Below are 2,233 nucleotides of genomic sequence, written 5' to 3'. Positions count from 1 at the left end.
GATCTCGGCGTAGGCCTGCTCCTGACTCACCTTGCCATTGCTTTGCAGGCCCACCACCAGTCCGACCCTCTCGGCGACCAACCCCGTGCAGAGCCTTCAGCACAAGCTCGATGCCGCCCGGGTGCAGTTCGGCAAGTTTCTGCGCAACTGGCGGCGCAGCAACGACTGGTCGGTGACCACTGCCCAGGACTGGGCCAAGGCTTGTCCTGCCCTAATCCCCTGGTCCTTGCGGGTAGCCGGCGGCCAGTGGGGGAACCTGGAGAACGGCAAGGTCCACCAGCCCCAGCCCAGCACCTTCATCCAGCTAGGGGTGCTCAACGAGTGCCTGGCCCTAGAGGACCGGGGCCCGATCAAAGACCGGACCCTGCGCGATCGGGTGCAACGGGCCCAACCTGTCCGCCACCCCGACGGCCGCCTTTGGGGCGCTGAGGACTGGTTCGCCTGCTACATCGGCAAACTGGAGGGACCGGCTGGGCTTTGGCCCCGTCAAGAAGAGATCGACGCGGAGATCGAGACCAAGCAGCTGCGCAGCCTGTTTGAGCGGGCTGTGGAGCATGTCGGCGCACGCCCGGTATCGGCAGCGATGCAGGTGCTGCGCAAGGCCGGTGATCTGCCGATGGAGCAGGTAGAGGCGATCGAGAACGCCCTGTTCGCAGGCGAGCGGCTGGCACCAGCCATCGTGCCTATTGCCCGCCAGGCCCTCGCTGACTGGGTGCGAGAGGCGGCACCGGAGCTGCTCGACTCCGAGGTGGAGAGCGGCGCCTCCTGAACTAGGCGGCAGCACGCGGACCCAGGCTGCTGCCGTGACAAGCACTACAAAGCAGTAATTATGCGCAGGCGGAATACTTGCTTTTAGCGTTCCCGAAAGTGTGGCAATAGGGGTAGCTTTGGCGTCAACCTGCTAGGACTTGTGAATTGCGCCGAACGCGGCTCTCCTGATACCGATTCCAGGTCCCCTGATGGCCTGGCCCCCCAGGATCCTCTTCGCTCCGAGCTGGAGCACTACACCTTGATTCAGGCCGCTTTCTCTGCTGCCCTTGCCGCCTGGCAGCAGCACTGGCCGGCCATCACAGCTGAATCCCTCGCGGCCCTCGCCGGCCACGGCATCGCCATCAGTTTCCGCCAGAGCGCTTGCGGCGGCTACGTGGCCACCCTGCTGCACTGCCGCGGCGGCGGTATTGACTCAGGCCTGTGCCCGTCACTGCTGGAGGCAAGGCGGCTCGTTCTCGGCCACGGCCAGGAGGAGAGCCCATGAGCAACCTCTCGCTAACTGACTACCACCGCCATCCCGCCTGGTCTCCCACTGCCCTTAAGGCGGCGGTCACCGGCACGATGCGGGCCTGGTGGCAGCGCTTTGGGCCAGAAGCGGCGCCGTTCGTACCCTCACCAGACATGGTCAAGGGGGATCTGGTCGATGCCCTACTCACCCCACCGTTCCGCATCGAGGAGCGCTTTGCGGCGTTCAAATCGATTGCCCGCAACACCAAGGCCGGTGCCGCCAACTGCGCCGAGGCCGAGGCAGCCGGACTGACGCCGGTGAGCCACGAGATGGTGGAGCAGGCCCTGCGCATCCGCGATGCCCTGCATGCAGACCCAGTGGTGGGGGAGGTGCTGGCGGCCCTGGACCCGGCGGCCAGCCAGCAGCCCCACTTCTGGCAAGACGAAGCGGGCCGGCCCTGCCGCTGCCTGCCGGATGTGGTGACCAGCGACGGCCGCCTGTTCGATCTCAAGAAGACGCGCAGCGCCGTGCCGCGCCGCTTCTACTGGCAGGCAAAGGATCTGGCCTACGACCTGCAGATCGCCCATCTGGCCCTGGGCCAGCAGGACCGTTGCGGCACCGAACCGGTCGAAACCGGGGTGATCGCCTTCGAGTGGCCGAGCGATCCGGCCGCGGCGATCGACTGCAGCCTGCTGATCTTCGATGGGCAGGACCTGCAGACGGGGCTGCAGCGACGGGAGGAGGCCTTCCAGCGGATCGCCGCCTGCCAGGCCAGTGGCAGCTGGCCCAGCCACGGCCGCCAGGCCTTCCGTCCTGCGCCCAGCAGTTTTAGCCTTCCCGAAAGCGAAGAAATTCATCTGGATTCCATTGACCTCTTCTAATGAGCAACCCCACCCTTGTGAGCGGCGCCGATGCGCCCTCCAGTTCCGTCTCCGCTTCCGCACTGGCGGTGCAGGCGGACACCCTGCAGGTGTTCAGCGGCATCGCCGCCTTTGACGCCGCCCAGCGCATGGC

General features: G+C 66.4%; 4 protein-coding genes. 3 read left to right on the top strand and 1 reads right to left on the bottom strand.

Features of this window, described 5'->3' with window-relative positions:
- Positions 1-54, bottom strand: a 54-nt coding sequence (locus AC01FP_RS17050; RefSeq protein ID WP_474481873.1) for a hypothetical protein, incomplete at its 3' end; no start/stop codon positions are given.
- Between AC01FP_RS17050 and AC01FP_RS17045 the strand changes: the two genes are divergently transcribed.
- The 3 genes from AC01FP_RS17045 to AC01FP_RS17035 all read left to right on the top strand — a co-directional run bounded on the left by AC01FP_RS17045 (position 32) and on the right by AC01FP_RS17035 (position 2,100).
- On the top strand, positions 32-769 hold the full coding sequence (locus AC01FP_RS17045; RefSeq protein WP_474481871.1) for a hypothetical protein: 738 nt from the start codon (positions 32-34) through the stop codon (positions 767-769). The two genes, AC01FP_RS17050 and AC01FP_RS17045, sit on opposite strands and share 23 nt — an antisense overlap.
- 141 nt (positions 770-910) lie before the next feature.
- Entirely contained in the window at positions 911-1,255 is a 345-nt protein-coding gene (locus AC01FP_RS17040) for a hypothetical protein (RefSeq protein ID WP_474481869.1), read from the top strand.
- On the top strand, positions 1,252-2,100 hold the full coding sequence (locus AC01FP_RS17035) for a PD-(D/E)XK nuclease-like domain-containing protein (RefSeq protein WP_474481868.1): 849 nt from the start codon (positions 1,252-1,254) through the stop codon (positions 2,098-2,100). The genes AC01FP_RS17040 and AC01FP_RS17035 overlap by 4 nt, the downstream gene beginning before the upstream one ends.
- Positions 2,101-2,233 lie beyond the last annotated feature (133 nt).

Source organism: Cyanobium sp. NIVA-CYA 375 (assembly GCF_056108345.1).
Note: the sequence above shows the minus strand (reverse complement) of the source record. Positions and strands in the feature narration are given on the sequence as shown.

Excerpts from the sequence above, each read along its gene's own strand:
- AC01FP_RS17035 (WP_474481868.1), top strand. The coding sequence starts at position 1,252 with ATGAGCAACCTCTCGCTAACTGACTACCACCGCCATCCCGCCTGGTCT.